Origin of the sequence: Kitasatospora sp. LaBMicrA B282 (assembly GCF_050325825.1) — a bacterium.
Taxonomy (GTDB): Bacteria; Actinomycetota; Actinomycetes; order Streptomycetales; family Streptomycetaceae; genus Kitasatospora.
The window spans coordinates 108,954-114,090 of the sequence record NZ_JBNQTI010000003.1 but is presented as its reverse complement, the minus strand read 5'-3'; the positions used below and the strand labels follow the sequence as shown (position 1 = coordinate 114,090).

General features: G+C 76.3%; 4 protein-coding genes. 3 read left to right on the top strand and 1 reads right to left on the bottom strand.

Annotated elements, in window-relative coordinates:
- Positions 1 to 166 precede the first annotated feature (166 nt).
- Together ACQRUO_RS01740 and ACQRUO_RS01735 are read left to right on the top strand one after the other, a co-directional pair.
- On the top strand, positions 167 to 1,678 hold the full coding sequence (locus ACQRUO_RS01740) for an MFS transporter (protein WP_428313875.1): 1,512 nt from the start codon (positions 167 to 169) through the stop codon (positions 1,676 to 1,678).
- Positions 1,679 to 1,868: 190 nt separating this feature from the next.
- Positions 1,869 to 3,359, top strand: coding sequence for a helix-turn-helix domain-containing protein (locus ACQRUO_RS01735; protein ID WP_428313839.1), 1,491 nt, complete (start codon positions 1,869 to 1,871; stop codon positions 3,357 to 3,359).
- 272 nt (positions 3,360 to 3,631) lie between these two features.
- On the opposite strand, the gene ACQRUO_RS01730 is transcribed toward ACQRUO_RS01735, so the two are convergent.
- Positions 3,632 to 4,150: a GNAT family N-acetyltransferase gene (locus tag ACQRUO_RS01730; protein WP_428313838.1), complete on the bottom strand. Its 519-nt coding sequence runs from the start codon at positions 4,148 to 4,150 to the stop codon at positions 3,632 to 3,634.
- A gap of 48 nt (positions 4,151 to 4,198) precedes the next feature.
- Between ACQRUO_RS01730 and thpR the strand changes: the two genes are divergently transcribed.
- A complete protein-coding gene (thpR, locus tag ACQRUO_RS01725; RefSeq protein WP_428313837.1) occupies positions 4,199 to 4,789 on the top strand; it encodes an RNA 2',3'-cyclic phosphodiesterase in 591 nt (196 codons plus the stop codon).
- Positions 4,790 to 5,137 lie beyond the last annotated feature (348 nt).

Below are 5,137 nucleotides of genomic sequence, written 5' to 3'. Positions count from 1 at the left end.
GAACATGCCGGACGAGAGAGGGAACCACCGCACCACCGCAAAGGGGGTGAGAAAGACAGGAAGCGCGTCCCTGGCGTTCCCGGAGTCCGCGCCCCGAGGGGAGCAGAACGTGATATCGCAGGGCGCCGCCGGCGCCGCCACCCGTCCCGACGACACCACCCTCCCGATGCCCGCCCAGGGCCCGACCCCCAGCGCCACCCTCGTCGCCACGCCGGTGAGTCCCACCGGCGACGACGACCCCTGCGAACGCACCGCGGCGGCCCGAACCGCCGCGCAGGACACCACCGCGCAGGGCACTACCGCGCGGGACACCGCCGCGCAGGCGACCGCTGCACCGGCGACTGCCGCACCGGGAGCCCCCGGCTCCGCGCGGTTCACCCGCCCTACGGGGACCTTCTCCTCGCTGCGCGTGCGCAACTACCGTTACTACTTCGCCGGTCAGATCGTCAGCAACACCGGCAGCTGGATGCAGCGGATCGCCCAGGACTGGCTGGTGCTGAGCCTCACCGGCAGCCCGCTCGCGGTCGGCATCACCACGGCGATGCAGTTCCTGCCCACCCTGCTGCTCGGCCTGTTCGGCGGCGTGCTCGCCGACCGGATGCCCAAGCGGCGACTGCTGATCGCCACTCAGGCGGCGATGGGCCTGCTGGCCGCCGCGCTGGCCGTGCTGACCATCTCCGGCGTGGTGACCGCCTACCACGTCTACGCCTTCGCGCTGCTGCTCGGCCTGGTCACCGTGGTGGACACCCCGACCCGGCAGGCCTTCGTCTCCGAGATGGTCGGCCCCGAGCACCTGGCCAACGCGGTCAGCCTGAACGCCGCCAACTTCCAGAGCGCCCGACTGGTCGGCCCGGCGGTGGCCGGTCTGCTGATCGGCGCGGTGGGCAGCGGCTGGGCGTTCGCGATCAACGGGCTCTCCTTCGTCGCGGTGATCGGCGGCCTGCTGGCGATGCGGACCGGTGAGCTGCGGCCGGTGGAGCGGATCCCGCGGGAGAAGGGGCAGTTGCGGGAGGGGCTGCGCTACGTGCGGGAACGGCCCGACCTGCTCTGGCCGCTGGTGCTGGCCGGGTTCATCGGGACCTTCGGCTTCAACTTCGCGATCCTGCTCTCCGGCTTCGCCTACGGCACCTTCCACGTCGGCCCCGGCCAGTACGGCCTGCTGAACACCGCGATGGCGGCCGGCTCGCTGCTCGGCGCGCTCACGGCGGCCCGTCGCGGCCACCCGCGGCTGCGGATGCTGGTCGCGGCGGCGCTGGGCTTCGGCGTGCTGGAGCTGCTGGGGGCGGCGGCGCCCGGGTACTGGAGCCTGGCGGTGCTGCTCACCCTGATCGGGATCTGCGGGCTGACCTTCAACACCACGGTCAACTCCTACGTGCAGCTGAACACCGAGCCCGAGATGCGGGGACGGGTGATGGGCCTGCTGGTGCTGGTCTTCACCGGTGGCACCCCGGTCGGCGGCCCGCTGGTCGGCTGGGTGACCGACGCCTACGGGGCCCGGATCGGCCTGCTGGCCTGCGGCGCGGTCTCCGCGCTGGCCGCCGCGGTGATCGGGCTGGTGCTGACCCGCTGCGTCGGCCTGAAGGTGCGGGTGGACCTGCACCGCGGCAACGGCGGACGCGTGGTGGCCGTGGTGCCGCGGCAGCGCAGCGCCCAGCCGGAGCCGGCCATCGCCTGCTGAGCCGCGGACGCGCCGCGTGCGGAGCCCGGTCTGCGGAGCCCGGTGGTCGGGCTCCGCCCCGGGCGCGGGGTCGGCCACGCGGGGCCGACGTGTGCCGACTGCCACCGTCCGGGGTGACGGGGACGGGTGGTTTGGCGGTATCAATGGGTGTGACGGGGGCCAGAGTCGAGCTTGCCGCAGGGGAGGCCGAGTGGACCCGGTAGCAGGATCCTGGCAGGACCAACTGCTCCGCCAACTGCGGCCGGCGGCCCGCGACGTGGACCGGCTGCTGCGCTGGCTGGGCGGTGCGCTGGGCGGCACGGCCACGCTGTACGACCACCGGGGCGCGCCGGTGGCCGGCCGGCCGCCCGCCGACCTCGCCGCGGGCCCCGGTGCCGGCCCCCGCCCGGACCGCTTCGCCGAACTGCTCGCGGACCTGGGCGCCGGGCGCCTGGCCGCCGCGGCGGTCGACCACGCGGGCCGGTCCTTCCGGCTGGTCGCGGTGCGCGGCCGGACCGCGGGTGCGGTGCTCGTGCTCTCCCGCCCCGACCCGTTCGACCGGCGCGCCGGCGAGATCCTCACGAGTGCCACCCCGGTCCTCGAACTGCTGTTGCGGGAGCAGGAGCTGGCTGCCGAGGCGGCCCGGCTGGCGCAGCTGACGGCGGGTCTGCGGCTGGCGATCCTGCAGTTGCTGATGGTGGCCGACGTCTCCTCCGCCCGCCGGGCGGCGGGCGGCCTCTGCCCGGGGTTGCTGGACGCGAGCACCGCCCGGGTCTACGTGCTGGAGGGCCCGGCGGCGGAACGCGAGACGCTGGCCGGGGAGTGCGGGGCGGCGACGGCCGGACGCGCCCTGGTGGTGCGCTGCCCGGCGGTGGACCAGCACCTGGTCATCGTGGTGCCCGACCGGGCGGGCGCCGAGGCGGCCCGGGCGGCGTTGCACGAGCTGGTCGCGCGCCGCGCCGACGTCTTCCTCGGCGGCAGTGGGCAGCACCCGTTGGCGCTGACCGCCACGGCCTACGGCGAGGCCGCCAGCGCCCTGGCGGTGGCCCGCTTCCGCCCGGCCCGGAGCGCGCTGTACGCCCACCGGGCGCACCCCGCCGAGGTGCTGGACCCGGAGCCGGCCGGGCGGTGGGCGGCCGAGCTGCTGCGACCGCTGGACGCGCTGCCGCACCACGTCGGGGCCGAACTGGTCGCCACCACGCGGTTGGGCCTGGAGTTCACCGCCGTGAGTGCGGCGCAGATCCTCGGAGTGAGCCGCAACACCGTCCGGGCCCGGATGGACCGGGTGGCCCGGCTGCTGGGGGCGGACCTCGGCCGGCTCGGCGTGCGCACCGTCGTCCAGCTCGCGCTGAACCTCCAGGCCGACGGTGCCGGGCGGGGGTCCGGCCCGGCGGGCGGCCCGGGCTCCGGCGGGCTGGCCCGGCTGCTCGCGGGGCCGGCGGCGCGGGCCTGGGCGCGGGACCTGCTCGGGCGGCTGGCCGCGGACCAGCGGGAGCTGCGGGCCACGCTGCGCGGCTGGCTGCTGGCCGACGCGAACACCCGGCGGGCGGCCCAGGTGCTCGGGCTGCACGCGCAGACCGTCCGCGACCACCTGCGCAGCGCCGAACCGCTGCTGGAACGCCAGTTGCTGGCCGGCGGCAGCGACCTGTACGAGGTCGTGCTGGCCCACCTGGTGCTCGGCGAACTGGAGCTGCCGGCGTAGGGGGGCCGTCCGGCGGGTCCGGGGGCGCGGAAAGCGGGACGAATCGGGCGCGGCTGTTCACCGGTGAGCCCCGGCGGCGGCGGACCGTGCACCGGGGCGGTACCGCGGGCGGGTGGCGCGCGCCTAGCATCACCCGCGCGGCGGAGGACGCCGGGGCCACGGGGGTGCGCCGGCCTCCTCCGGGCCGCCGGCCCCGGGACCTGTCGATCCGGCCCCGGGGCCATCCACCCGGTCGGGCGCCGTCGACCACCGGTGAGGTCGCCCTCCGGCGGTCAGAGGCGGATCTCCAGGACCTGGCCGGGCCACGGTGGGGCGTCCGGGCGGACCACCTCGAACGGTTCGGTCTCGGTGAAGCCGAGCGCCCGGTACTGGGCCACCAGGGCGCGGTCGTCGCCGCCGTAGCAGTCCACCCGCAGCAGCGGCAGCCCTTGCCGCGCCGTCTCGGCCCGCGCGTCGCCGATCAGTGCCGCGCCGATGCCGCTGCCGCGGCGGGTCGCGTCGGTGACCAGCAGCCGGATGTAGAGCTCGGGCAGGTCGGCCGGGGCGACGCCGGCGGGCAGCTCCCGGGCCAGCACGCAGGCGCCGACCACGGTGCCGTCCGGGGTCTCGGCGACCCGCATCAGGTAGTCGCGGGCGTACTGCTCGGCCCGCTCGACCGCGGCGGGGCGGCTGGACCAGGGCTCGCTGCCCCACTGCCCGGTCCGCCCGCGTTCGGCCAGCCAGGCCACGGCGCCGTCGAGGAGCGCGAGCAGGGCGGGCACGTCCTCAGGGCCACCGGTACGGATCTTCATACGGTCTTTCTAGCGCGCGGCTGAGCCCGGAGGGAAGAATATGGGGACATGAGGCTCTTCGTCGCGGTGGACCCCACTCCGGCCGCGGTGCAGGAACTGGCGGTGACCGCCGCCCCGCTGCACGCGTTGCCCGGAGCCGAACGGCTGCGCTGGACGGAGCAGGAGAGCTGGCACCTGACCCTGGCCTTCCTCGGCGAGGTCCCGGCCGACCGGGTCCCCGAGCTGGGTGCGGCGCTGGCGCAGACGGCGCTCGGCTACCGGGCGCACCGGCTGCGGCTGGCCGGCGGCGGGCGGTTCGGCGACCGGGTGCTCTGGGTCGGGCTGGCCGGGCAGACCTGGGCGCTGCGGGCGCTGGCCCGGGCGGTGCTCCAGGTGACCACCGAGCTGACGGCCGAGCTGGGCGGGGACCGGGAGCCGGAACTGGAGTACCACCCGCACCTGACCCTGGCCCGGGCCGGCCGGGGCGGCCACCCCGGCCGGGAGGAGCGGGCGGCGCTGCGCACGGCGGCCGAGGAACTGGCCGAGTTCCAGGGCGTGGATTGGCCGGTGACGGGGTTTCAGCTGATGCGCAGCGACTTCACCGCGGGCCGCTACCGCTACTCGGTGGTGGACCGCTGGACGCTCGGCGCAGCCGACTGACCCACTGACCCCCGGGCGCCGACCGACCGCGGACCGCCGGGGGTGACGCTCACCACCCTCCCGTCGGCCGGGGCACCCAGGGACGCCGGGTACGCTCGAATCGTGGATCCCAAGACTCGCTCCCGCATCGTCACCGGCGCCTTCGTGCTGCTCCTGGTCGCCGTGGCGATCGGTGCGCTGCTGCACAAGTAGTCCGCGCCGGAAGCACCCCCGCAGCAACCGGCGAGCGCCCCGCAGAACGCGGCGAGCGCCCCCGCACGACGACGGCCGAGGGCCGCTGCCCGGTCGGCAGCGGCCCTCGGCCGTCTCCCAGGAGCGGTCCCATGGGGGTTTGGCCGAGCTGCTCGA

What these genes read in the sequence shown, in the direction of transcription:
- ACQRUO_RS01740 (WP_428313875.1), top strand. Translation starts at nt 167, where the DNA reads ATGCCCGCCCAGGGCCCGACCCCCAGCGCCACCCTCGTCGCCACGCCG.
- ACQRUO_RS01730 (WP_428313838.1), bottom strand. Translation starts at nt 4,150, where the DNA reads ATGAAGATCCGTACCGGTGGCCCTGAGGACGTGCCCGCCCTGCTCGCG.
- thpR (WP_428313837.1), top strand. Translation starts at nt 4,199, where the DNA reads ATGAGGCTCTTCGTCGCGGTGGACCCCACTCCGGCCGCGGTGCAGGAA.